The 24,339-nt window shown below is 61.9% G+C and carries 18 protein-coding genes; 5 read left to right on the top strand and 13 right to left on the bottom strand.

Annotation, left to right across the window (positions count from 1 at the left end; translation table 11 throughout):
- Window positions 1–255: 255 nt before the first annotated feature.
- A complete protein-coding gene (locus MU848_RS01020) occupies window positions 256–2,697 on the bottom strand; it encodes a TonB-dependent receptor (protein WP_247229649.1) in 2,442 nt (813 codons plus the stop codon).
- A gap of 179 nt (window positions 2,698–2,876) precedes the next feature.
- On the opposite strand from MU848_RS01020, the gene MU848_RS01015 reads away from it, so the two are divergent.
- The gene (locus MU848_RS01015; RefSeq protein WP_247229647.1) at window positions 2,877–4,061 is read left to right on the top strand and encodes a helix-turn-helix domain-containing protein; all 1,185 of its coding nucleotides are present in this window, start codon (window positions 2,877–2,879) and stop codon (window positions 4,059–4,061) included.
- A gap of 27 nt (window positions 4,062–4,088) precedes the next feature.
- Here the strand turns inward: MU848_RS01015 and MU848_RS01010 are convergent, their stop codons facing one another.
- The 5 genes from MU848_RS01010 to MU848_RS00990 all read right to left on the bottom strand — a co-directional run bounded on the left by MU848_RS01010 (window position 4,089) and on the right by MU848_RS00990 (window position 9,776).
- Window positions 4,089–4,565 (bottom strand): VOC family protein, encoded by a 477-nt coding sequence (locus tag MU848_RS01010; protein WP_247229645.1) that lies wholly within the window; start codon window positions 4,563–4,565, stop codon window positions 4,089–4,091.
- On the bottom strand, window positions 4,562–5,908 hold the full coding sequence (locus MU848_RS01005; RefSeq protein ID WP_247229643.1) for a DUF1552 domain-containing protein: 1,347 nt from the start codon (window positions 5,906–5,908) through the stop codon (window positions 4,562–4,564). Before MU848_RS01005 ends, MU848_RS01010 begins: the two co-directional genes overlap by 4 nt.
- Window positions 5,908–7,569, bottom strand: a complete 1,662-nt coding sequence (locus tag MU848_RS01000) for a DUF1592 domain-containing protein (RefSeq protein ID WP_247229641.1) — start codon at window positions 7,567–7,569, stop codon at window positions 5,908–5,910. The genes MU848_RS01005 and MU848_RS01000 overlap by 1 nt, the downstream gene beginning before the upstream one ends.
- A 35-nt stretch (window positions 7,570–7,604) precedes the next feature.
- Entirely contained in the window at window positions 7,605–8,828 is a 1,224-nt protein-coding gene (locus MU848_RS00995; protein ID WP_247229639.1) for a hypothetical protein, read from the bottom strand.
- 153 nt (window positions 8,829–8,981) lie between these two features.
- Window positions 8,982–9,776 carry an IclR family transcriptional regulator gene (locus MU848_RS00990; protein ID WP_247229637.1) on the bottom strand — a complete coding sequence of 265 codons (795 nt, stop codon included), beginning with the start codon at window positions 9,774–9,776 and terminating at the stop codon, window positions 8,982–8,984.
- Window positions 9,777–9,973: 197 nt separating this feature from the next.
- Between MU848_RS00990 and MU848_RS00985 the strand changes: the two genes are divergently transcribed.
- The gene (locus MU848_RS00985; RefSeq protein ID WP_247229635.1) at window positions 9,974–12,178 is read left to right on the top strand and encodes an alpha-amylase family protein; all 2,205 of its coding nucleotides are present in this window, start codon (window positions 9,974–9,976) and stop codon (window positions 12,176–12,178) included.
- Between the two features lie 27 nt (window positions 12,179–12,205).
- Window positions 12,206–13,051: a cyclase family protein gene (locus MU848_RS00980; protein ID WP_247229632.1), complete on the top strand. Its 846-nt coding sequence runs from the start codon at window positions 12,206–12,208 to the stop codon at window positions 13,049–13,051.
- A gap of 52 nt (window positions 13,052–13,103) precedes the next feature.
- Here the strand turns inward: MU848_RS00980 and MU848_RS00975 are convergent, their stop codons facing one another.
- The 5 genes from MU848_RS00975 to MU848_RS00955 are packed head-to-tail and all read right to left on the bottom strand — an operon-like array spanning window position 13,104 to window position 18,662.
- Window positions 13,104–13,883 (bottom strand): SDR family NAD(P)-dependent oxidoreductase, encoded by a 780-nt coding sequence (locus MU848_RS00975; protein ID WP_097093657.1) that lies wholly within the window; start codon window positions 13,881–13,883, stop codon window positions 13,104–13,106.
- Window positions 13,880–14,815, bottom strand: a complete 936-nt coding sequence (locus tag MU848_RS00970) for a 2-hydroxy-3-oxopropionate reductase (RefSeq protein ID WP_247229630.1) — start codon at window positions 14,813–14,815, stop codon at window positions 13,880–13,882. Before MU848_RS00970 ends, MU848_RS00975 begins: the two co-directional genes overlap by 4 nt.
- A gap of 1 nt (window position 14,816) precedes the next feature.
- A complete protein-coding gene (otnI, locus tag MU848_RS00965) occupies window positions 14,817–15,602 on the bottom strand; it encodes a 2-oxo-tetronate isomerase (RefSeq protein WP_247229628.1) in 786 nt (261 codons plus the stop codon).
- 26 nt (window positions 15,603–15,628) lie between these two features.
- Entirely contained in the window at window positions 15,629–16,945 is a 1,317-nt protein-coding gene (locus tag MU848_RS00960; protein WP_247229626.1) for a glycerate kinase type-2 family protein, read from the bottom strand.
- 4 nt (window positions 16,946–16,949) lie between these two features.
- A complete protein-coding gene (locus MU848_RS00955; RefSeq protein WP_247229624.1) occupies window positions 16,950–18,662 on the bottom strand; it encodes an L-lactate permease in 1,713 nt (570 codons plus the stop codon).
- Between the two features lie 218 nt (window positions 18,663–18,880).
- Here MU848_RS00955 and MU848_RS00950 point away from each other — a divergent pair, with 218 nt between their 5' ends.
- Window positions 18,881–21,037, top strand: a complete 2,157-nt coding sequence (locus MU848_RS00950; protein ID WP_247229622.1) for an alpha-amylase family protein — start codon at window positions 18,881–18,883, stop codon at window positions 21,035–21,037.
- A gap of 53 nt (window positions 21,038–21,090) precedes the next feature.
- Here MU848_RS00950 and MU848_RS00945 read toward each other — a convergent pair whose 3' ends face one another.
- Window positions 21,091–22,158, bottom strand: coding sequence for a hypothetical protein (locus MU848_RS00945; protein WP_247229620.1), 1,068 nt, complete (start codon window positions 22,156–22,158; stop codon window positions 21,091–21,093).
- A 133-nt stretch (window positions 22,159–22,291) separates the two neighbouring features.
- Between MU848_RS00945 and MU848_RS00940 the strand changes: the two genes are divergently transcribed.
- A complete protein-coding gene (locus MU848_RS00940; protein WP_247229618.1) occupies window positions 22,292–23,023 on the top strand; it encodes a FadR/GntR family transcriptional regulator in 732 nt (243 codons plus the stop codon).
- On the opposite strand, the gene MU848_RS00935 is transcribed toward MU848_RS00940, so the two are convergent.
- On the bottom strand, window positions 23,020–24,306 hold the full coding sequence (locus tag MU848_RS00935; protein WP_247229616.1) for a glycerate kinase type-2 family protein: 1,287 nt from the start codon (window positions 24,304–24,306) through the stop codon (window positions 23,020–23,022). The two genes, MU848_RS00940 and MU848_RS00935, sit on opposite strands and share 4 nt — an antisense overlap.
- Window positions 24,307–24,339: the final 33 nt, after the last annotated feature.

The raw sequence follows: 24,339 nt of genomic DNA, 5'->3' as shown, positions 1-24,339 counted from the left end.
CGTCGTTCACGCGGCCCAAGCATGGCGCTTGTTCCTAAAGGAGTGATCCCCGGGTTAGCGAGGCGAATGCATGGAGTTCCGCTTGGTTGTCCGCCGGGTTACGACCATTGCCTTGCGCCACGGTCGCCGCAATGGATCGGTTGCCCTCTCTCGCCGAAGTTGCAGCTGAGGCGGGTAAGCCGTCAGCCAGACGGGATTAGCCGATAGGCGAATGGTAATGGCCGGGGATCAGTTCGCAGATCCCCGGCCGATCAATTACCAGTTGAAGCGCAGTGTGGCGCCGAATTCGCGTGGCGCCGTTATGTTCGCCAAACGATAGCCGGAATCGAATGGGATCGGATCAAGGGCTTCAAACACGGGCAGCGAGCGCGTTCCGACTTGGAAGTTACCTTGGGACACGCGCTGGGCACGGGTTTGGTCGAGGAGGTTCTTCACAAACAGGTTGAACTCCCAACGATCTTCACCACGCAGGCCGACAAAAAGATCGATCTTAGTGAAGTCCCGATATGTATAGTCGCTATTCTGCGACCTGAAACCAGGCCGATACGAGAGCAGCCCCCGAACAAACGGGGTCAGAGAACCCATGGCGAAGCGAACTTCACCATTGCTGGTCAGGCTGAATTTTGGAACATCCGCGATACGATCGTTGCGGGTGCAAACAGCTACCTGCTCAGTTCCAGGAACGCTGGGCGTACCAATGGAGTCCGGCACGCCGTCACCATTATAATCGTTACAATATAGTTTGGCGTTATCGTAGTGAGCGTCCGCGTAAGTAGCGTTTACGTTAAAATCCACCCATTGAGAAGGTTGGAAGCCTAGCTGAACTTCAACGCCCTTGCTGATCGCATCACCAAATGTCGGCAGCGGCGCAGTCGCTGTATCGGTGCGACCGGGAACGCGTGAAGAGTTGGTCCTCAGATCGGGCGCGAAATCAACATAGTTTTTAAATGTCTGATAGAAGGCTGCGATATTCAATGTTACTTTCCGGTTGAACAAGCTTGATTTTAGGCCGATTTCAAAGCCGTCCGACGTCTCGTCAGGGGTTTGAAGATATTTCTGGTCTAGATCGGTAGTAACGCCGGTCGCCGCCACGCCGGGACGGAAAGACCGGCCGTAGTTAGCATAGAGGTTAAGATCGGGATTGACGGCCCAACTGATCGCCGCGCCACCAGTGAGAGCACTCGGCTTTACCACGCTGGGCTTTACCGAAGATGTAGGTGCTCCCCCATCAATTACGAGGGTAGTCGTCTGCGTCCGAGTTGTCGTGCCCCACGTCTGGCGCAAGCCGCCAGTGATCGTCAGGCCGTCAACCACCTCATAACCGAGCAATGCCGACACTGCATAGGACTTGCTTAGGATAGGAAGGGCGACTGCAACATCCACAGGGACCGTGAAAATCTGCGGTGGAACAGGACCGGGGCCAGTCATGCCAGGAAAGATGCCCCCGAATGGATCGGTGAAAAAGACGTCGTTACTCTGGTTTACGCGAACATCGTTGAACTTTGAATAATCATAGTTGGCCGCAACCGCCCAATTCAAGCGCGAATCGCTCGGCGACTGAAGACGAACTTCCGCGGTCCAGAGATCATAGGGGGTGTGAACATGCTGGTTCAGCTGATATCCGGGCACCGCATTGCCCTCGTCCTGGTCTCGCTGCTGTTCCAGACGGGTCTTCTGATAGCCCCCGTTGAAAACCAGTTCGCCCCAACCAAAGTCATAGTTGGTATTGAGAGTGACGAGATGCGTTTCATTGGTGAACCGCAACGCGCCTTCGCTCACTGCCAAGCGATCATTCAGGCTGATTGCGGGGCCGCTCCGCAGGGGGAAGAAGCTGTTCGGGCTCGGCTGATTGCCGGGGCCGAACACGGCACGGAACGGACGCGTGTCTGTCCAGAGATATTGGTAGACCAAGTCGGCACGGAATTCTGACGACGGTTGCCAGGCAAGCGAAATACGTCCGCTCATCGTTTCGTTGTAGGATTTACGCCCGTCGACATTCTTCACCTGACCGGCACGGTTGCGGTCATATAGAAGCGCGCCGCGCACCGCGAGGCTGTCCTGGATGATCGGCACAGACGCCGCGCCCTGGAAATTGTAGGCATGCAGGTCGCTGGCTGCTGCCTGTGCATAGCCGGTCGGCTTGACCAGGTCCGGGCGAGCGGAGCCGATGACGATTGAGCCTGCAGGCGACACCTTGCCACGGAACAGGCCCTGCGGTCCGCGCAGAACCTGGATCTGGCCAATGTCGTAAATGGCGCTGAAGAAGGTGTTGGGATCTACGTCGATTTCGTTGAAATAGACCTGAACTGCGTCACTCGATCCGCTATCCGGATTGAACGAGATGCCGCGCAAAGTGGCGATATTGCTTCGGCCGTCGCCATTCTCGAGGGTTAGGCCCGGAACGACGTTCTGGATTTCCTTAACATCGAACAGGTTAAGCTTGGCGACTTCCTGTCCTGATACGACATCGACTGCGACTGGCGTTTCCTGCAGCGTTTCCGCGCGGCGTGTGGCAGTTACGATGATTTCCGCAGCGTTCGGTTCTTCCGCGCCCTGCTCCACTTGTTGCGCCGCTGCGCCGCTGGCGATGGCCAGTCCGCAGGCACAGCTCAACAAGCTGATGAGATGATGACCCCTTCGACCTTTCATAGTCCCCTCCATTTTGATGACGATTATTCGTTGCTGGGCAGCGAACATCTTAGAGGAAGGGTTTGCGCGCCATAAGCATGCATCCCACCATGTGGAACAATGCTGATAGCTGGCGCAGTAGCGCCTGGAACTATCCAGGCGCTACGCCCCCTTTAAGATGCGCACCATCCTCACACCAGGAGCGTGGGCGAGATCAAATGCATCCTTCACTTATCCCATGATGTGGGATGACGGGGATCGTCGATGCCATTGACTTAGTGTCACCAACTCGTTGTCTTAAACCGCGACATAGGATGATGGATGGTAATGGGGTGCACGAGTTTCCGTCCCAAACTGCAATGAGTGCCGCTGAAGGTGGTAGCCTGCTGTCCACGAACATGGGACAACCGGGGCGTCATATTGTGGCGCGGCTGTTAAAATTGATTGCCGGGCGTAGGGGCAACGCTGCCGGTGTGTTGCGGACCAATGGTTTTTACGAACCGCTGGAGCGATTTCTCGTCAGCACGCTCCCCGAACTGGATATCGCGGATCTGCAAAAACTATCGTCGCGCGCCAGCGTGGAACTGTCGGACATGCAGGCCGCAGCCGCTGGACGACCGCCTTTCCGGGGCGGCGATTGGCGACTGCTTTTCTACTGCCTCGTTGGCAGCCGCACCTTGCGTGAGGCGATCATGCGCACCGAGGAATTGCTGCTGGCGATTGACGGGCGGATGGGCAGCATGACGTTGAAGCGTAGCGGCGGAAAAGCTGTACTGTCCTACACCGGCGCGCGCAGCGGCGATGAAGAGATGGATTTCATCGTGACGCTGCATGGCCAGTTGATGTTCCATTCAATCTTCAGCTGGCTCATCGGTAAGCCTCTGGAGGGCATAGTTGCGCTCGACTTTCCCGAGTCTGCCGTGCGATACCTGGACGTCGAACTGCTCCCATTCAACTTGCTACTGGGCGCGGATCAGCTGGAAATGCGTTTTGCCGCGTCCATGCTTGACCAGCCGGTCATTCGCACCATGTCGGATTGCGAAGCGTTGCCGACGCTTAACTTTCTGTTCGGGTTGAGGGTCGGCGAAGATCCGTTGGAGATCGTGCGCCGGTCGCGCCACTTCATGGCGCTGGCTCTGCGCGATCGGCGCAAGCTGCCCTCGCTTGAAGAATTGGCGCGGCACCTTGCCATGGCACCGATGACGTTGCGGCGCAGGTTGCACAGCGCAGGAACATCATTCCGGGCAATCCGGGATGAGTTGCGCCATGAAATGGCCATCGACATGCTCACCAACAGCCGCATGTCGATCGAAGACATCGCAGAGCGGCTGGATCTGTGTGATTCCGATGCCTTACGCCGGGCATTTCGTGGCTGGACCGGAATGGCGCCTACCGAATTTCGCCGCAGGCTAGCGCAAGCCAAAACTGGATAGGTCAGACGGTGGCAGGCCAAAGCGGTCCTACCTAGTCCGCAACTCCACCAATTCCACAATCACTCCATCGGGGTCCCGCACCACGCTGTTGATCATCGGCCCCTTTTCATCCGCGGCAGCGATCCTGATCACGGGAAATCCTGCCTTTTGAAGCCGTAGGGCCACCGCGCGGCTGTCACTGACCCGAATACCGACTTTCGCGCCGGTCGAACGGTTCTGCGTCGCATCCGGCTTTTCATGATGGATCAGGATCAACAGCGGTTCGCTGGACCTGGGATCACCTGAAAAGTTGAAGGCGATCTTTTCCGCGGGATCACCCGACTTGCTGACGGTGAAAACCGATTTCATGCCCAATCCATCGACATAGAAGGACTTTGCACGCGCCATGTCCGCCACTTCCAGCGAAAGGAAGCTGAAACCTGATGCGGTCGCTGGATTTGCCTGTTGCGCCAGGCCGGGGGATGCCAACAGCAGGGACAGGAGGATCAGGGCAACCCTTTTCACGCCATGATCTCCGACAAGGTGCGCGAGGTTCGCATCGCTTCTGTGCCCCATGCATCGACGGGAACACCCATCACCTGCTGCATGGTCAGCCCGACGCGGGAAATGGGATCGCCCTGGCTGGCGACATGAATGCCGCTCTTCACCTTGCCCCCTGCCCGGCCGGCAAGCATCACGGGAATGCCGTTCACATCATGATTCTTGGCATAGCTGACCTCGGAGTGGGCGACCACCAGCATATTGTCGAGCAAGGTGCCGTCGCCCTCCTTGATTGCTGCCATGGCCGCAACAAAATCCGCCCATGCCTGCATGCTTTGTGTCGAAAATTCATCGACTGTGGGCTGATAGCCTTTGGCGCGATCCACCTGCTCCTCATGCGTCGCCTGATGATAGGCGGTTGGCGATCCAGCCTGCCGCAGATCGGCGGTGGCGGTCGAAAACACCATGTTGAACACTTTGGTCTGGTTGCACGCCATCGCCATCGCCAGCATTTCCGCCATCAGCTTGTGGGATTTCTGGCGGGCCGGAACATCGGTGCTGGCGGCAATGTCCTCGGGCTGCGCCGGAACGACGCAGGCCTCTGCGCGGGGCGGTTTTTCCAATTGCAGCGCCAGCTTGTTCTCGACCTCACGAATTGAAGTAAAGTAGCTGTCGACGCGGGCCTTATCCTCAGCACCCAGCTTGCCCAGCATGCGGCGGCGCTCCTCAGTGACAGCGGAAAGGACGCTGCGCCGGGCCATGACCTTGGGATCGGGCGTGAACTCCGCCGCGTTGGGGTCACGGAAATCAGCGCCGAAGATCCGACGGTAGAGTTCCATCGGCGACGCGACGCTGGGGTTCATCTCCGTCCCGCTGCGATAGGAAAAGCTGGTGCGCGGGTTGCCGTCCGCGCTCAGTTCCAGGCTACGGTACAGCGTGCCCGCGCCAATGGCGTCGGCAATACTGACGTCGAAGGTCGGACCCGCGATCTGCTGCCAGGTATCACTGGGCGTCCCGGTGCGCAGCCCAACGTTGCCGGAGATGTGAGGCTGGTTGCTCTTGCCGCCCAGCGTGACGCTAAAGCCGGAGAGTACCGACACCTTGTCCTGCACAGGCTTGATCGGCGCGAGTTCGGGCGGCAGGTCGTAATTGGCTCCCGCCATCTTGGGATTCCAGCGATCTGGAATCATCCCGCATCCCCAGAACCAAGTGCCGAAACGCACCGGCAGGCGGCCGCCGCCATAAGTTGCGGCCAAGGCCGCGCCATTATTGTCGAGGAAATAGTCGAGGAATGGCAGCCCCACGGCAACCGCTCCCCCGCCCAACATGCCGCGCAGCAGAAATCCGCGCCTGTTCAAAGACGTCATCAGCCTTTCCTTCCTGACGATGGCTTGCTCGCGACACGGGGCGCCGCAGGCGACCGGACGGCGAAGAATTGGGGATCTATGGCGATCCGCCGGAATAGCGAGCGGATGCGATATCCGGTCCGGGCGAAATCCTCATGCAGCCGGTTTGTGACTGTTTCCTCGGACGGCAACAAGGCTCGGCCAGCGGCATAGCGCCATGCCGATTGCGTGAGGCACTGCGTCACCTTTGGGTTGTCGTGCAATGCCTTGCCGAGCCCCGCGCTGTCATTGAACGCGATCTTGTCCAGCATGCCGGTGGTGTCGATCGGCACGCCATTTTCTGTCGCCCGGAACTGCCCAGCGCCATCGAAGCTATCGAGCGTCAGTCCCATGGGATCGGTCAGCTTGTGGCAGCTGGCGCATTCCTCATCATCCAGATGCGCCTTCAGCCGCTCGCGCGTGGTGCGGAAGGCGGGATTGCTTGTGTCCTGAACGATGGTGAAGTTCACATTGGCGGGCGGAGCCGGAACATGCTCGCACATCAGGACTTCCCGAACGGCCTTGCCGCGCAACGTGGGCGAAGATCGGCCCTCGTGCGAATGGAGCGCCAGGAAGCTGATCTGTGTCAGCACGCCCACGCGCGGATCATCATCCGGCAGCGTGACCATCGACCAGTCGCGTGGTCCATGAGGCATGCGGTAGAGCGGGCTCAGCTGCCGGTTCATCGCCACGCGGCGTGTGGTGAACAGGTCACGATAATCGCCATTTTCCGCCACCAGCAGCGTTGTGATGGTGCGCAACGTTTGTTCGCGGGCAGCAGGCGCGGCGGAGGAGCGGAAAGCCGGATAGATGATGCCGTCCTTTGACAGCGACATCATGCCTTCCAATTGCAGAAAATCGTCGAAGAAGGACCGCACGCCCGTTTCGAACCGGGGCGAAGCCATAAGCCGGTCGACCTGGGCCGAGAGGCCCGCCTGCGTCATCAGGCTACCGTCGGCCGCAGCTTGCAGCAGTTGCTCGTCCGGCGTGCTGTTCCACAGGAAATAGCTCAGCTTGCTGGCCCGCGACCAGGCGTCGATCGTGCGGCCTCCCGGGGCGCGGGGGTCCGCAACCTCCCGGTCGGTCTGGAACAGGAAAGGCAAATCCGACAGCATTGCCGTGAGCATGATCGCAAGGCCGCCGTGGAAGTCCTTGAGGGTCGCTGACGCCGCGACGGTCTGAGCAACGGCAAGCTTCACCTCACCATCCGTCAGCGGCCTCCTGTATATCCGGAGGCCCACCCGCTTGAAAAAGCCCTCTGCACAAGCCGCGCCCTGGGGATCGGACGGCTGGGGCGCGCATCCGACCAGCTTGTCACGATGCTTCGCGTCGACCACCTGTTCAGCGATGCCCCGTGCGATCTGCTCATATTGCTCGGCCCCCGCGGGCGTCAACGACACCGCACTTGTACCCGCCGCCAGCAGGCCTCCCACCCGCATGTCAGGCTCGAACCGGCCGCTGACCTTGATATCGGGTCCGAATATGTCGGCGATGGTGGCGCGATATTGCGCTTCGGTCAGCCGCCGGAATTTGGGCGCCTGCTGTTGCTGCTGAGCCGTTTGTTCCAATGGCGCATCGGCATGTCCGGCACTTGCCGCCAACAATATGGCGCCTATCGATCCGAGCGCGGTGACAGCGGACAAAGCGCGAAGAACACGTGAAGAATTTAGCGAACCAATCATGGTTTCCTCCCTGACGCCACCTGCTGCGGCTTGATCAGAAAGACGGGCACGCCTTTGAAACGCAGCGCGGACGAGATGGCGCTGTTGCGTCTGGTCTTGGGGTCGGGATAGGCATCGGCATAGCGGCGCACCGCCTTGATCAACGCCGGGCAGGACATGCGTGTCAGATTGGCGCCGACCTGGGTCGATTGATGATAGTTATCCTCAATGCTCGCCAGCGTGTGATAGCCGTAAATGCCACCTTCGATCGCTTCGCCGGGCTTGATCTTCGCCTGGATGCGCGCCTGGCGCAGTTCGCGATAGCTGTCGATGATCTGTTCGCGCAGCCGCACCTGCAGGTCAAACGGCTCGGTGATCAACTCGCCATCGCGAATCTTCCCCTTGGCTTGCGCCATGAAGCGGCGATCCTGATCGACGTCCAGGCTGGCCCAAGCCAACGGCTTGCCCGCACCTGACAACTCCAGCGGACTGGCGCTGGCGTAAAGGCGAACCGTCACATCATCGTCATTCGCTGGATCGTCGACGCCGCTCACTTCCACGAGCGTGGGCGAAGACATGGACGTGATCACATTATCCGCCACCTTCGGCGTACCGAAGTCGCGCGTCGAAAAGGTGCATCCAACCGCCCGGATGAGCTGGTTGTCGACCCCGGGCTGCTGGTCCGGGCCGACATAATCCTCCTTGCCATTGCGGCCATCGAGATCGATGCCATAGGCGACAGGCCCGCGATAATCCTCATTCCCCTTTTCCATGAACGGGAAATCTTCGGGATTGGTGCAACTGTCATAGGCGAACCGCGTACCGAGAAAGGCAGGAATTCCCTTGCCTTTCGGGATGTTATATTTCTGCCGCAATGCCTGCTGCTCGGCCTCGGTCAGGCGCGCCATGCTGCCGTTGGAACCGGAATCCTTGCCTGTCGGCACCATCTTGAAGCCGAGCCGCTCGCCCATCAGCTTGTGCAGCTCCTGTACCTTTTCAGGCGCTTCATATTTCGCCCGTTCAGCGGGAGGCAGGCTTTTCAGGAATAGGTCGGCTGAGCTTAGCGACAAGCCCCGGCACGCCTTTTCATCCTCATAGGCCGCCACATAGATGTTGGTCAGCGCGAAGGAAAAACTCTGCGGTTGCGGCGCGGATGCGCCCAACGTCAGCAGGCTGGCCGCCGCCAGCGATCCGGTCGCGGCGCACCTCTTTAGGCCATGAGCCCTCATATCTTTCATCATCCTCTATCCTGCCGCCTCGCGCTGTTACGCTGGCGTCTGCGCTTCTTATTCCGCAGTGGATCGAGGGCACGCCACGGCGTTTCTGTTCATCAACCCGGCAGAAATGATCTCAAATGACGGAAGGCACCATAAACGGCAGCTTCAGACCGCTCGTCAGAAACTCTGCGCCGCGATTTCCATGCTCATCCGCTGTGCCGCGCTGATCAGCGCCGGGCCTAACTCATCCAGCCGTGCGCGGGCCAGATGGGATGATCGATCCGAAATCGACAGCGACCCCTTCGGCAGGCCATAGCGATCGTTCACGACCGCCGCGACGCAGCGCAATCCGTCGCTATGCTCTTCATCATCGAGCGCATAGCCGCGCATGTGAATGTCCGCCATCTCGCGACGGAGCCGGTCGCCATCGATGATGCTGCGCGCGGTGCGGGCTTTGAGCGGCGCGCTGTTCAGATAGCGGTCGAACTCGGCCCTGGACCACTGCGCCATCAGCACCTTGCCGGACGCCGTCGTGTGCAGCGGTAGGACGGCGCCCGGCCGGGCAGCCGTCTGGCGGAACCCGTTCGCCGCAGCCTGACCGACATAGCAGATGCCAGCGCCTTCCGGCACGGCGATGTTCACGCAATGCTGCACTTCGGACATCAGTGATCGCATGATCGTACGGCCCAGTTGCCCAAGGTCCCGCGTTTGCGCGAACACGGCCCCGACCGTGAAAGCCTGCACCCCGATGGACCAGCCGTTCCTGCGTCGGTCAAACGCCACATAACGTAGCGCTTCCATGGTCGTCAGCAGGCGATGGGTGGTGGATCTTGGCAGGCCGACAGCGCGGGACAGGTCGCTGAGCGTCATATTGTCGCTCTTTGCCAGTTCATCGAGAATGCCAAATGCCCGCACCAGCGACTGAACTCGCCCTAGCAGGCCGTCTTCCGGCTCTTGCTGACTATCGGCCACGCTTGTTCCTCACCTTGCCTGATTACCACCGCACGAGCGACAACCTTTCAAACTGGTATGACCTGTTTGCTCATGCTTGTCGATATATTTTCTGCGTGGTGGACAAGGACCACGCTCGATCGGGATGTTCCGTATGATGGGATGATGAATTGTAGATGGCGCTGCTTGAGTTAACTTCATCGCCGCAAGGAGAGATGATGCCCGACATATTGCCACTCGATCGCCGCGCAGCGCTCGCATTGGGTGCTGGCGTCCTGCTGTCCGGAATCGAGCCTGCCTTCGCGCGCCGGTTAGGCAACGCTACACCCCCTGATTGGGCGAGCGGGCCGATGCGCTGGTTCCAGCTCGCCTTCACAGAAGATGATCCGGGACGCTACGATCCCACATTCTGGACCGACTATTTCCGGCAGATTCACGCTGATGGCGTGTGCCTTAGCGCCGGGGGCGGCATCGCTTTCTATCCGACTGCCATCCCCTATCATGGCATGGCACAAGGGGTCGGCAAGGGCGTCGATCCGTTTGGCGACATGGTTACGGCATGCAAGACACTCGGGCTCCGCGTGCTCGCCCGCATTGATCCGCACGCGATGAACGCGGCTGCAGCCGCTGCCCATCCCGAATGGGCGCTGACCGGCCCCGACGGGAAGATCAAGCGGCATGGTAGTGCGCCGGACCTCACCCTGACCTGCGCCTACGGACCCTATAATTTCGATCTGATGCCCAAGGTGATCGAGGAGATCGCCAGGCGCTATCCAGTGGACGGCTTCTTCGGCAATCGCTGGAACGGCAGCGGCACCTGTTATTGCCAAAGCTGCCGGACGCTCTACCGCGCGGCATCTGGGCAGGACATCCCGCTCGATCCGGACCCGTCCAAACCGGAGGGGCGACGCTATGCCGCATGGGTCGAAGATCGGCTCTTCTCCCTAATCGACCTGTGGAATGCGGCAGCGCGCAAGCACCGGCGGGAAGCCTTCTTCATTCCAGGCGGTGATCGCCGGGGTCTGGTCGATCTCAATGGACCAGCCCTGTCGAAACGTCTGCCGCTTGCTTTCTGCGACCGGCAGGCGCGGTCATCGGATGGCTCTCCCTGGGGGACGCGACCGGAGGTCTGGGGCGCGGGCCGCTACACGCGCGAACTGCGCGCTTTCATGAAGGACAAGCCCGTCGGTCACATCATTTCGGTGGGGGTGGAAGAGGCCTATCGCTGGAAGGACTCAGTGCAGAGCCCGGCGGAAATCCGCATCTGGGCCGCTGGCGCGATCGCCCAGGGTGCGCGCCCTTGGATTACCAAGTTCAACGCCAAACCCCTGGATCGCCGCTGGATGGATGTCGTCAGGCAAATCTACGACTGGCACCATGCCAATGAAGCCTATCTGCGGAATACCCGCAATCTGGCTCGGGTCGGGTTGGTTCATACGCCTAGGACCACCGCCTATCTTGGCGGTTGGACCGGGCGCGGAAAGCTGGAGGAGCATGGCGACGGCTTTTACCAGGCCGCGCTGGAAGGCCGCGTGCCATTCGACCTCGTCGACGAGGATTTCCTGGACGGCGACAGCCTGTCGCGCTTTCGCACCATCATCCTTGCCAACGCGGCGGTGCTTTCGGACAAGCAATGCGATCAGATCCGTGCCTTCGTAGCGCGCGGCGGCAGCGTCGTCGCAACCTACCAGACCTCGCTCTATGACGGTGAAGGACGGCAGCGGGCTGATTTCGGCCTCGCCGACCTGTTCGGCTGCTCCATCGCAGGCAAGGCGGAAGGGCCGCTGAGAAACGCATACCTCACCTTGCGCCACGCGCATCCGGCCATGGCTGGACTGAGCGACATCAGCCGGACCATCGGCCCGCTGTTCCGCCTGCCCGTCACAGCGCGCGATCAGCACGATGTCGCCTTGACGCTCGTCCCCAGCTATCCGGACCTGCCGATGGAGCGGGTCTTCACCGACCGGACAGAGACCGACATACCCATGGCGATTTGCCGTCAGGTCGGGCGCGGGCGCGTCGTCTATTTGCCGATGGACCTCGATCGCAGCTTTGCGGAGCTTGGCCATGGCGATCATCTGACACTGCTGCGCACCATGCTCAACTGGGCGCATGATGAAGCGCATCCCTTGCAGATCGATGGGCCCGGCCTCCTCGACATCGCCTGCTGGCGGCAGGAACGGTCGGTCACCGCGCATCTCGTCAACCTCAACAATCCCATGGCGATGCGCGGCAGCTATCGCGAGGCGATCCGCACCGGCCCCTATCGCATCCGTTTGCAACTGCCTGAGGGTAGGCGTGCGGCGCAGGCGCGATTGTTGACGGCCGGGGCCGACGTTACGCACAGCGCGGCGAATGGCTGGGTCGAGGTGGAGGTGCCGCACATCGACTTCCATGAAGTGGTTGCGATCGATTTGACTTAGCTTTGCAGCTTTCCCCAATCCGCCGCCGTGAAATTGTCCAACGCTTTCCTCAAGAAAGAACCAGCCGCCGTGATCGACCGCCGCGACATGCTAGCTTTAAGCGCGCTGGGTGCGCTCACCCTCGGCACATCATCGCCTGCCGACGCCGCCGCAGTGATGCCTGACCAGGCGAGCTTACCGCTTCATGGACGGCAATTGCATATCCTCGACCTCACGCACCGGCTGACGCGCGCTTTCGCCTTCACGCCGGGCCGCCTCTCCATGGAGGCCGTGGAGGGATCAGGCACGAAGGCAGGCATGGCGCTCAACCGCATATCCATCGTCGAACATACCGGCACCCATCTCGACGCGCCGCGCCACTTCGCGCCGGACGGAGCATCGGTCGGAGACATGGCGATCAGCCAGTTGATCGTCCCGCTGGTCGTCATCGACATCAGGAAAAAGGCGAAGGCAGACCGTGACGCACGGGTCGAACCGCAGGACATCGCAGCTTGGGAACGTCGCCATGGCCGCATCCCGGAAGGTTCCTGCGTCGCGATGTTGTCGGGCTGGGACCCGCTGGGCGCTTTCGCCAATTACGGCAGCTTGCCCGCGACCGAGCGGCGCAAGAGCCCCGGCTTCGACGCTGCGGTAATGGACATTCTGATGAAGCGCGACGTGCGGGGAATTGGCGTTGACGCCATGTCGATTGACGCGGGCGAGGCGATGCCCGCCTTCCCCGTGCATCAGGCGTGGCTGCGGAGCGGACGGTGGGCGCTGGAGGGGTTGGCCAATCTCGACCGCGCGCCTGCTGCAGGCGGCCTGTTGTTCGCGGGGGTGGCGCCGCTGGAAAACGCCACTGGCATGCCCGCGCGCGTGATTGCGCTTTATTGAACAAGCGCTGCGGCGCCCGCCCGTGCAGGAGCGAGCGCCGCAGCCAGTGTCGTCAAGCGCGCATCAGCGATCCGCCATTGACGTCATAGATCGCGCCGTTGATCCAGCGGCCGTCCTCGGAAAGCAACATGGCGACGACGCCCGCATGGTCTTCGGATTCGCCCAGACGCGTGTGCGGGGTGCGCGCCATGAAATAGTCGGCCCATTTGGTCGCTTCTTCGGCATTCGCTTCCATCGCCTTCTTCATCTCGCCAGTGACGGTGAAGCCGGGTGCGAGCACATTGGCGGTGATGCCTTCCTTGCCCCAGCGCGCACCGACATGGCGCGCAAGCGCGTTCACGCCCGCCTTCGCCATGGCATAGCAGGGACGCGTCGGCTCGCCGCCATGCGCCGAGCCGGAACTCGTGTAGACGATCGCCCCCTTACCGCTCTTGACGAGGTGCGGAACGACGGCGCGCGTGCACAGCAGATGTCCGCGCAAATTGACCGCGATCGTGCGATCGAAGGTGGAGAGATCGATGGCAAGCGCATCGCTATCCTCCATGATGACACGCAGATCCGCCGCGTTGATGTGCGCGCCATCCAGGCCACCGAAACGGCTCACCGCTTCCTCGGTTGCCTTCTGCACCGAAGCTTCGTCGGAGATGTCGACATGAACGGCGAAAGTCTCGCCGCCTGCTTCCTGCGCCACCTGCGTCGCGCCTTCGACGTTGATGTCGGCGGCGCAAACCCGCGCGCCTTCCTGCGCTAGGCGCTTGACCGTAGCAGCGCCGATCCCGGTCGCGCTGCCGAACACGATGATACGGCGGTCTTTAAGACGATTGTTGGTCATGAGCATCCTCCGGAGAAGCTATGGGTGTGAGAAATGTCTGCGGTTGAGTAACCACTCACCAAGTGGTTAGCAGCCCGTTCGAGCGCCGTCACCATCGCGCTGTGATCATTTTCCGCATCGCCGTGCGCAACGCAACTGCTGAAAAGTTGCTGCGCATTCGCCGTGGCGGGTAGCGATATGCCCAGCGAGCGTGCACCCGCCAGCGCCAGATTGAGATCCTTCTGGTGCAGCCGGATGCGGAAGCCGGGATCGAATGTACGATCGATCATGCGCTGGCCATGCACCTCCAGCACGCGTGATGCCGCAAAGCCGCCCATCAGCGCCTCGCGCACCCGTGCGGGGTCCGCGCCCGCTTTCGATGCGAAGACCAGCGCCTCCGACACTGCTTCGATGTTCAGCGCGACGATGATCTGATTGGCGACCTTGGTGACCTGTCCCGCGCCTACGTCACCGACCAGCGTGATATTCTTGCCCATCAGTTCCAGCAGAGGCCGGACCTTGTCGAACACATGCTGCTTCGCTCCGCACATGATCGTCAGGGCGGCATTTTTCGCGCCCACTTCGCCGCCGGATACCGGCGCGTCGACATAGTTGCATTTCAATGCTTCAAGCCTCGCCGCAAAATCGCGCGTGGCGATCGGGTCGATGGAGCTCATGTCGATAATGGTCGTGCCGGGCTTCACACCCTGCACCACGCCGCCCGCGCCGAAGAGTACGTGTTCGACGTCCGGGGTGTCGGGCAGCATCAGGATCAGGCAGTCCACCTCTGCCGCCACCGCCGCGGGTGTGGCGCATGCGATCGCGCCGCCTTCAAGCAGTTCGTCGGGCATCGGCGTGCGATTGACGCAACTGTAGATCGCGTGCCCTGCCGCTTGCAGATGCCCAGCCATGGGACGGCCCATGATGCCAAGGCCGATGAACCCGATCTTCATGTCATGCTCTCCTGGAGTTGAGATAATCGCGTGCCCAGCCTAGGCCCGCCTTTGTGTCGCCCGCAGGCCGGTACTCGCACCCGATCCATCCATCATAGCCCAGCGCATCGATATGGCTGAGCAGCCAGGGATAGTTGATCTCTCCGCTGCCCGGTTCGGCGCGGCCCGGATTGTCGGCCAACTGCATGTGGCCGATCCTGGGCAGCAGCCGCTCGATCGTGCGGGCCAGATCTCCTTCCATGATCTGCATGTGATAGATGTCATATTGCAGGCGGACATTGCTACGAGCCGCCTCGTCCATGACAGACATCGCTTCCTCAGTGGTGCTGTAAAAATAGCCGGGAATATCGACACGCGTGTTGATAGGCTCGATCAGTATCTCGATACCGTCCGCTGCGGCCAGATCGGCGGCATACCCGATATTCGAGAGCAGCGCGGCGCGGCATTCGGCACTGGCAGGCGCCTTTCCGGCCATCAGATGCAGGCGCGGGCAGCCTAGCGTCCGGGCATAATCCAGCCCCTCAGCCACGCCCGCGCGGAATTCCTCGACCCGGTCAGGAAGTGCCGCAATGCCGCGCTCTCCCCCTGCCCAATCACCTGCGGGCAGGTTGAACAGAACGACCTCAAGCCCGCACTTCTGCGCGCGCGCCGCCACGTCGGCTGGGTTATGGTCATAAGGAAACATGAACTCGACGCCGGAAAAGCCGGTCGCCTCTGCCGCATCGAAGCGGTCGAGGAACGGCAGGTCCTGAAACATCATCGACAGATTGGCCGCCAGCTTCACCATATCTCTTCTCTCTCAATTCGTTCCGGTCAGAAGGCGATGCCCAGAACGAGGTCCATGACATTCGTTCCCGTCGGCCCCGTATGGACCAAGTCGCCGGTCGCTTTGAACAAGCGGTAGCTGTCGTTGCGCGCCAGCATCTCCGCCGGGTCGAGCCCCGCTGCCCGCGCTCGTTCGTGCAGGGCGCCATCGGCAAACGCCCCCGCCGCATCGGTCGGCCCATCGGTGCCATCGGTGCCAGCGGCGAGCAGCGCGGCATTGCCCTCCCCGGCCAGCGCCAAGGCTGCGACCAGCGCGAACTCCTGATTGCGCCCACCCAGCCCGTCGCCCTTCACCTGCAAGGTGGTTTCACCGGCCGACACAAGCAACGCAGGGCGATCCTGCGGCGGCACGGCCCGCAAGGCGTCCGCCATCCTCAGCGCTGCGTCATGCGTGTTGCCCGCCATTCCCGCGTCGACGTCGTAAGCGCTCAGCCCCTCCCGCGCGGCGATGCCGTGGACCGCCTCGACAAGCATGGCGCTGTCCGCCAGCATCAGCGCCTTGTGGCGCCCTGCGGGTTCAGCAGCAGCCTGCATCTCATTCGCGAGTGCATCGCGGACGGATGCGGGCACCGCTTGCTCCAGTCCATAGCGCGCCAGGATCGCTATCGGATCCGTAAAATCCGCGCTGCACGGGAAGGTCGGCCCTGATCCGATCATGTCTAGGTTGCCGCTCGGCACATCGGATATCAGCAGGGTCAGCACAGATGCAGGTTGGAGATGGCGCAGCAGCCCACCACCCTTCACCCGCGACAGCCGTTTGCGGACGGCGTTGATCTCCTCGATCGACGCGCCTGATCGCAGCAGCATGTCCGTCACCGCCGCCTTTTCCTGCAACGTGACGCCTTCAATGGGCGCGACCATCAGGGCGGACGCACCGCCGGTCAGCAGAACGATCACGCTGTCGCGCTCTGTCAGCCCTTCGACCGTGCGCAGCATCTCGGCAGTCGCGTCGACTCCTTGCGCATCAGGGATGGGATGTCCCGCCTGTAGCTGCCGGATGCGCGTCAGTGGTTCGGCATGGCCATGCTTCACGATGACGCAGCCGTCCGAAAGGCGATCCCCGAGCAGCGTTTCCACACCCTTCGCCAAGGAGCCAGCCGCTTTACCCGCACCAATTACAAAGATGCGGCCTTCCGGGTGCAAGGGCCAGTTGATGGTCTTGCCCTGGTGGCGGATGCGCCAGTGGTCGCCCTGCGGGATGCCCAGCCCTTCGACCAGCCTTTCCCCGCGCACGGCGTCCAGCGCCTCCACGAAAATATTTTTCAGCAGCGCGCGGGTAGCTGCCGCTTGTGGAAGGTCGTCCATGCCGTCAGGGCACCAGCAGGGTGAAGGGATAGACATAGGCCTGCAGCATCACGAACAAACCGATAAGCGCCCCCAGCACCAGGCTGTGAAGGAAGACATGGCGCAGGATGCGGCCTTCCTGCCCGAACCATTGGGTGGCGGTAGAGGCGACGACGATGCTCTGCGCATCGATCATCTTGCCCATGACCCCGCCCGCGCTGTTCGCGCCCGCCATCAGCACGGGCGGCAGGTTCAGCTGTTCGGCGGTGATCTTCTGCAATCCGCCGAACAGCACGTTCGACGCCGTATCCGATCCGGTCACGGCAACGCCCAGCCATCCGAGCATCGTGCCGAAGAAGGGGTAGAGCACGCCCGTCGCCGCAAAGGCCAGCCCCATGGAAGCATCGATGCCGCCATATCGGGTGAGATAGCCCAGCGCCAGCATCGCCGCGATGGTGAGCAGCGAGGGCAGCACCAGCTTCCATGTCCGTAGATAGACAAGGCCGATCGTCCGCGCAGGCACACGCAGAAGCACTGCGGAGGCAAGCGCGGCCACCAGTATCGCTGTGCCCGTCGCTGAAAGTAGGTTGAGATTATAAACCGCCTTTTCATATTCCGGCGCGGTCACGACGGGGGGCAGTCGCTGGATCACGCCATCGAGCCCGGCGAAGGGCAGGCGCAGCGCGAAGATCGCGTCCAAGCCCTGCTTCATGAAGGGCAGACCCCACAGGAAGACGCAGACGGTCAGGATGATCCACGGCATCCACGCACGGCGGACTGCGGCAGGATCATGCGGCGGCTGGGCATGGGCCGCATCTACCGTCGCTGCCACGTCCCGCTCGTCTCCCGCAGCGAGCTTGGCCTCATTGACATGCATGATGCGCGCGGGCTGCCATATCCGCAGGAAGCCGATCAGCGTAGCGATCGAGGCAAGCGCGGCGCCGATGGAGGTCAGCCAGGGACCGTGAAGATTGGAAATGAGCAGTTGCACGACCGCAAAGCTGACGCCTGCGACCAGCACGGCGGGCAACACTTCCATCGTTCGCCGCCACCCGCAATATGCCACCATCAGCCAAAAGGGCACGATGATCGCGAAGGGCGTCATCTGCCGCCCGACCATCGCCGACAGTTCGAGCAAGGGGAGACCCGTCACGCCGGATAACGTGACCAGCGGCGTCCCAAGCGCGCCGAACGCCACAGGCGCGGTATTGGCGATCAGCGATAACCCGGACGCCTGCAAGCGCGTGAAGCCAAGCCCGATCAGCATCGCGCCCGTCACCGCGACCGGAGTGCCGAAGCCTGCCGCGCCCTCGAAAAAGGCGCCAAAGCAGAAAGCGATCAGCAGCAGTTGTAGCCGACTGTCCGCCGTGATCGACGTGATCGCCCCGCGCAGGACATGGAACTGCCCGGTCGTCTCCGTCAGCTGATACAGAAAGATAATATTGAGCACGATCCAGCCGATCGGCAGCAGTCCATAAGCCGCGCCAAACCCAGCAGCGCGAAGGGCCAGCCCCGCAGGCATGCCGAATGCGAGCACTGCGACCGCCAGACCTGCACCCAGGCCCATAAGCGCTGCGATATGCGCGCGCAGATGGAACAGGCCGATAGCGCCAAGCAGCACGACGACAGGAATGGCGGCGACAAGTGCGGACAACAGGCCGTTGCCGAACGGATCGTAATTCTGCGCCCAGATCATTGCGCCACCGTTGCCCTTTTCCCGATCAACTTCCGCTCCCATCGCGCCGCAGCTTTTCGCGGGTTCAGCACCCTCGGTCAGCGGTCGCTAGGCTGGAGAGCATGCGAACGAAACTCGTCTTTCCGCGATGCGGAACATATTCGCCGTTGAACGGCATGCGTTCCACATGACGGAATGCGGTTTGCCGGATGATTGTCCATCGCGCTTTGTCGGAGCAGAATGGACATGGGGAGTTCGAAACAATCAGGAGCGTGACGAGCATGAAGTTGAGAGCGAACGGCGGGATTTCGCGCCGCGACCTTGTGCGCGCCCTGCCCGCAACGGCGATGGTGAGCGCCCTTCCCATTCAGAGCTGGGCCGCCGCAGATGTTGGCAACTTTGATCGGCGGCAATGGTGGAAGCATGAATATCGCATCCTCCAGACTAATCTGCGTGAGATCGATGCGCTGGAAGACCCTCGGACGATCGCCCGCGAAACGCGCGCTTTCGGTGCGAATGTCATCGTGTCGAATATCGGCGGGATCGTCGCATTTTATCCCACTCAGCTGCCGCTCCATTACCGCAACCCGTTCATGAAAAGCGATTTCGCGGGTGAAATGGTCGCCGCCGCGCATGCGGAAGGTCTCGCCTATATCGGGCGCTTCGACCTCTCCAAGGCGACCAAGCCCGCCTTTGACGCGCATCCCGACTGGTTCATGCGCAACCGCGACGGCACTCCGCGCGAATATGCCGGGACTTACCAGGCATGCCCAAATGGCGGTTGGGCGCAGGATTACAGCCTGCAAATCTTGAAGGAAGGGGTCGAACGGCACGATGTCGACGGCCTGTTCTTCAACATGACGGCTTTTGTCCGAACCGACTATTCCGACGTCGATCACGGCATTTGCGTGTGCGACAATTGCAAGCGGCGGTTCCGTGACTTGTACAAGCTGGAACTACCCCGGACCGAAGACGGGACTGATCCCAACTGGGGCGCCTATCAACAGTTCCAATCGCGCATCATGGCGGAACTTTCGGCCAAAGCGCGCGACATCATAAAGACAGCACGTCCAAACGTGCCTCTGATGGACTTTTTCGGCGGCGTCGTCGCGCGCGGAGAGGTGCAGCGGCGCGTTTCGCGCAAGGCGCCGGAATGGCCGCACGCCATGGGTGAACAGACGCGAGCCTTGATGGCGCTGGCGCCCGGCAAGGCTTTTTCCGCCACCTCGACCGCTCATATGGATTATCCATGGCGGCAGGTGACGGAAAGCACGCAAAACCACATGCTGCGCTTTGCCCAAGCACTTGGGACTGGAGCCAAGCTCGATCTTTATCTGATGGGGACGCTGGGCGATCAGGATGACCCGCGTTTCCTGCCGCCGATTTCGCGCCTCTATCATTGGCATGCCGCCAATGAGCAGCACTATGCAGGACTGGAGCCGGGCGCACGCATCGCGCTCTACAATATGGGCTCGATCTTCCAGCCGGCCGGCACTGGGCTTGCCCGCTACAGCGGCAATGCGCAGCGAGGCGCCTACCAGGCGCTGGTCGATGCGCGCCTGCCATTCTGGATGACCAACGGCATGCAAGTGGCCAAGGCCACCCGCGACAGGACCTATGATGTCATCATCATGCCGCATATCATGACCCTTGATGAAGGTGACGCCGCCGCGCTTGATGCTTTCGTAGAAGCAGGTGGCTTGATCATTGCCACTGGCTATACCGGCGCGCTGGGCAAGGACGGCAAGCCGCGCTCCGCATCGCCGATGAAATCGAGCCCGGTAGGCAGCTTTGGCCAACCGCGCGACGGCCATGGCTGGTCGCTCGACATGAGCAAGGCGGCCATTCCCATGGGCCCTGGCCGGATACCAATCGACGAGACATTCTTCCCGGTGACGCCCCGCAGCGGCGCGACAAGCCTGATCCCGTTCGCGCCGGACCAGCGCTTCGGCCCCCCCGAATTTTCCTACGCCCGGCCCGGTGACACGGCGCGCGCCGACGCGGGCGCGCTGGTCATGGCTTATGGCAAGGGGCATCATGTCCATATCCCTTGGCTGCCCGACTGGCTCTATTATCGTGACGGAATCGACGCGCATCGCGTGCTTTTCGAAAGCCTGATCGCTCGCTACGCCCCACCGCCGCCCCTTCTTCTGGAAGGCGCAGGTCCGATCGAGATGATGGCGATGCGGCAGCCCGCTGCGGGCAAGATGCTTGTCCACGTCATAAACTATTCGGGCCAGCGTAACACCCATTATGGCGATCCGGTGATTGCCCAGGGGCTGAAGCTTGGCGTTCGTGGTCTTGTAGGCGGCACAGCCCGGATGCTGGTGGCTGGCAAGGCGGTCAAGGGCAAGCAGCGTGCGGGGGACCGCGATCATCTGTGGTTCGATCTGCCGCCGGTCGATACGTTCGAGGCGGTGCAACTCACAATGATCTGAAAGGACAAGCGGGGGGAGCGGCGGCTGACCGCCTCTCCCCCGCCCAATACGGATCAGAAATTCGGAGCGAGGTCCATCAAGACGATGCCTTGACCGACCCCTGCGTCGATCACATCCGCCGACCCCACCTGCGCCGCGACCATCCGGCCGTCCGGCCGCACGACGGGATTGCCGTATTTCCAGCCGCCATATTGCACTATGTTGGTCATGCGCGTGTAGCGCGGCTTCTTAGGGTCAAGGTCCAATATGCACAGATCCATGCCCTTCGAACGGTCCTGCGCACATTCGACGAAGGTTCGCTTTCCATCAGGGAAAATCCCTTCAACTTCGCCATAGAGGGTAGAAGGCGTGGGATATTCTGTGATCTTCCTGGTCGCGAAGTCGACCGAAAGAACTTTCGTCTCGACACCCGTCGGCCCTTTGCCGAAACCGTAGCAAGGCATCGTCAGGCCTTTGTCGCCCGGCAAGAAGTCCTGTGCCTCAACAAAGCATTCGGTGGTCGTCACGATTTCCCGCACGTCTTCAAGCTTTGCCGACTGCCCGTTGACGGCGACGCGACCGGTGTAGATGGTCGTCGATGCCGGCTTGCCGCCAGCTGCCGCTTTCACCTGGCTCCACGCGATCATGTTGCTGCGCGGGCTGACCGCTATCCCTTCGAACACGGTGATGCCCAACGGAACAGGCGCACTCATCGCCTGAGCGTCCATCCAGAACAGTTCGATGCGGCCATGCCGGGTTTCTTCCCGCGTCTTTCCCAAAATACGGGGGCCAAGCAGAAGGTAGCTACTGTCAGGGAGATAATGCACCCGCAAATAGCCCTCGCTGGCCGCGTGGCTGGTCAAGTTGCGCGTGCGGCCGGTCGCCATGTCATATTCATAAGCGTCGCCATAGGATTTGCCGATGAATGCCAGCTTGTCCCCTTTGGTCGAGAACACGGGCCTTTCTCCGAAGGCGGAGATCAGCCGCTGCCCTGGCGGCATGTCTTGAATGGGATTGCCCGGCCTGTTTCCTAGCGGCATCGCCGCGGGCACGGCCTCACCGCGTGTAAAGGTCTGCGCGGTGAGTGCGGACAAGGGCACTGCCGCAAAGAGCGCGGCGGCCAGTACATGCTTTGCCTTCATTGATCTTTCTCCTTAGCCTTGCGCAAGCAGCTTGGCGGCTGCTGCAAGTCAAGCTGATGTCATGGATGTTTCACCATATGGACAGCGCGACTAACCGCTGGTCAGGAAACGCTGCGGGCGGTAAAGCCAATGCATGACCATCGAGTGCGCCGCCGTCCCCACAGAACCGGAGACTTCAGGATATCGCCGGGTGCTGGCGCACCTGCGTGACCTGCTGGTGAATGGCGGTGTCGAGACAGGGCACCGCCTGCCGAGCGAACGGGAACTGGCGTTGAGCCTGGGGGTGAGCCGTCCCGCTGTGCGCGAAGCCGTCCGCGCGATGGAGATGATCGGCGTGCTGGAAACGCGCCACGGACGCGCCAGCACCGTGCGCATCCCCGATGCAGCGGTCTTGGGGGAGTTCTTCTCGCTTGCGCTGGCGCAGCAACCCGCGATCATCGACGACATTGTCGAGGTCCGCATCGCACTGGAACGGCAGGCGCTGCGCCTTGCCTGCACCCGGGCGACGCCTGAAGACCAGCGCAACCTCGAAGCAGCGCTGGAGGAGATAGAAGCGACCATCGACGATGTGTCGAGCGGGGGGCATGCCGACCTTCATTTTCACACCCAACTTGTCGCCGCCGCACATTCCCCCGCTTTGACGACTGTTTATGGCACGATCACGCATCTGCTGGAACGGTCGCATGTCGAACGCCGCAGGCGCATCGCGGACAGCCCGAAAGCGCGGGATTATCTGGTCGATCATCACCGCAAAATCTATGAGGCCGTCCGCGCTGGCGACGCGTCCATGGCTGACGATTTGATCCTCAGCCATTTCGCGATCGGCGCCGCGTGGAAGCTGCAGGGGACCACCCCGGATGCTTAGCCGTCGATCAGGATCGCGCGAAAGTCGTTGACGTTGGTGCGGGTCGGGCCGGTGAACAGCAGATCACCCAACGCCTCGAAGAAGCCGAAGCTGTTATTCTCGCGCAGCATTCCGCTTGCTGACAGGCCGGCCGCTCTGGCCCGCGCCAGCGTGCTTTCGTCAGCGATCGCGCCAGCATGTCCGCCCACGCCATCGATGCCATCCGTGTCGCACGCCAGCGCGGAAATCCCCGGCGCGGCGTCCAGCGACATGGCAAGGCTTAACATATATTCGCTGTTGCGCCCGCCCCTGCCCGACGGGTTGCCGACCAGCACCGTTGTCTCTCCTCCCGACAGCAGCGCCCAGCGCCCGCCCTTGCGCTGATGATGCAGGGCCAGCGCAGCGTGAACGATACCGAGTTCGGTCGCATCCCCTTCCAGATCATCGCCGAGATAGACCGGCCTATATCCCGCCGCCGCTGCCACCTCCCCCGCAGCTTCCAGCGCCATGCGGTTGCGCGCGACGATCCGCGTGTCCGCGCGCGCAAGTTCAGGCGATCCGGGACGCGGCGTTGCATGCCGGTCATCGTTCAGCACAGTCATCACATTGTCGGGAACCGTGATGCGATAACGCTCGATCACCCGGCGCGCATCCTCCAGTGTCGTGCGGTCCGCCACGGTCGGGCCCGACGCGATCAGCGCGGGATCATCCCCCGGTACATCGGAGAAGGCGAGGGTGACGACCTCCGCCGGGTGCGCCAGCGCGGCGAGACGGCCGCCCTTGACCTGCGACAAGTGCGTGCGCACGCAATTGATCTGCGATATGGTCGCCCCGCATAGCAGCAGTTCCCGTGTCACGCGGCGCTTGTCATCCAGCGATACGCCATCGACCGGCAGCGCCAGCAGAGCCGACCCGCCGCCAGAAATCAACGCCAGCAACTGATCCTGTTCGCCAAGGTCGCGCACGGCTTCCTGGATCATCTGCGCCGCGTGCAGGCCATGCTGGTCAGGCAAGGGGTGCCCCGCCTCGATGACCAGCGCATCGGCCGGCAAAGTACCTGGCGGCAGTCCGTGATCATAAGGAATAAGGACGATCGCCTGGGTACCCGGCGGCGAATGGCGCAACGCCACGCTGGCCATCGCCGCTCCGGCCTTCCCCACTGCCAGTACCAGCCGCCGTCCTTCCGGAGGGGGCGGCAGATGCGATGGCAAACAGCGCTCGGCCGATACCGTTGTCAGGGCGACGTCGAACATCTCCCGCGCCAGCGCAATCCGCGCCACTTTCCCCCTGTCGCCTTCCGTCAATGTCCGTTCCTCGCCCGCCGCTATGTCTTTGGC

The organism is Sphingobium agri (assembly GCF_023051225.1).
In the GTDB taxonomy this organism is placed as follows: Bacteria; Pseudomonadota; Alphaproteobacteria; order Sphingomonadales; family Sphingomonadaceae; genus Sphingobium; species Sphingobium agri.
Note: the sequence above shows the minus strand (reverse complement) of the source record. Positions and strands in the feature narration are given on the sequence as shown.

What these genes read in the sequence shown, in the direction of transcription:
- MU848_RS00960 (WP_247229626.1), bottom strand. Translation starts at nt 16,945, where the DNA reads ATGGACGACCTTCCACAAGCGGCAGCTACCCGCGCGCTGCTGAAAAAT.
- MU848_RS01015 (WP_247229647.1), top strand. Translation starts at nt 2,877, where the DNA reads ATGACGGGGATCGTCGATGCCATTGACTTAGTGTCACCAACTCGTTGT.
- MU848_RS01020 (WP_247229649.1), bottom strand. Translation starts at nt 2,697, where the DNA reads ATGTTCGCTGCCCAGCAACGAATAATCGTCATCAAAATGGAGGGGACT.
- MU848_RS00950 (WP_247229622.1), top strand. Translation starts at nt 18,881, where the DNA reads ATGAAGTTGAGAGCGAACGGCGGGATTTCGCGCCGCGACCTTGTGCGC.
- MU848_RS00975 (WP_097093657.1), bottom strand. Translation starts at nt 13,883, where the DNA reads ATGACCAACAATCGTCTTAAAGACCGCCGTATCATCGTGTTCGGCAGC.
- MU848_RS00945 (WP_247229620.1), bottom strand. Translation starts at nt 22,158, where the DNA reads ATGAAGGCAAAGCATGTACTGGCCGCCGCGCTCTTTGCGGCAGTGCCC.
- MU848_RS00955 (WP_247229624.1), bottom strand. Translation starts at nt 18,662, where the DNA reads ATGGGAGCGGAAGTTGATCGGGAAAAGGGCAACGGTGGCGCAATGATC.
- otnI (WP_247229628.1), bottom strand. Translation starts at nt 15,602, where the DNA reads ATGGTGAAGCTGGCGGCCAATCTGTCGATGATGTTTCAGGACCTGCCG.
- MU848_RS01005 (WP_247229643.1), bottom strand. Translation starts at nt 5,908, where the DNA reads ATGACGTCTTTGAACAGGCGCGGATTTCTGCTGCGCGGCATGTTGGGC.
- MU848_RS00995 (WP_247229639.1), bottom strand. Translation starts at nt 8,828, where the DNA reads ATGATGAAAGATATGAGGGCTCATGGCCTAAAGAGGTGCGCCGCGACC.
- MU848_RS00985 (WP_247229635.1), top strand. Translation starts at nt 9,974, where the DNA reads ATGCCCGACATATTGCCACTCGATCGCCGCGCAGCGCTCGCATTGGGT.
- MU848_RS00970 (WP_247229630.1), bottom strand. Translation starts at nt 14,815, where the DNA reads ATGAAGATCGGGTTCATCGGCCTTGGCATCATGGGCCGTCCCATGGCT.
- MU848_RS00940 (WP_247229618.1), top strand. Translation starts at nt 22,292, where the DNA reads ATGACCATCGAGTGCGCCGCCGTCCCCACAGAACCGGAGACTTCAGGA.